This is a genomic window from Streptococcus oralis, from assembly GCF_004127215.1.
GTDB lineage: Bacteria > Bacillota > Bacilli > Lactobacillales > Streptococcaceae > Streptococcus > Streptococcus oralis_BD.
Map to the genome: position 1 here is coordinate 1 of NZ_QEWJ01000162.1, position 384 is coordinate 384.

Annotated in this window: 1 pseudogene; it reads left to right on the forward strand. The window is 30.7% G+C overall.

Annotation, left to right across the window (positions count from 1 at the left end):
- Positions 1–34: 34 nt before the first annotated feature.
- Positions 35–384: pseudogene (locus DF216_RS10770) on the forward strand (multidrug ABC transporter ATP-binding protein); the annotation flags it as partial.

The following is a 384-nucleotide window of genomic DNA, read 5'->3' on the forward strand; positions in this document are numbered from 1 at the left end:
ATTACTATTAGATGAACCTACAAACCATCTTGACTTGGAAACAACTAAGTGGTTAGAAGATTATTTAAAATATTTTAAAGGTGCCATCATTATTATTAGTCATGACAGATACTTCTTAGATAAAATTGTAACTCAAATATATGACGTTGCTTTAGGAGATGTGAAGCGTTATGTAGGTAATTATGAGCAATTTATTACTCAACGTGATAAATACTATGAATTAAGAATGCAAGAATATGAAAAACAACAAGAAGAAATTAAACGCCTTGAAACTTTCGTGGAAAAAAATATTACTCGAGCTTCAACAAGCGGTATGGCTAAAAGTCGTCGAAAAACATTAGAAAAAATGGAACGTATCGATAAGCCAATGATGGATGCTAAAAG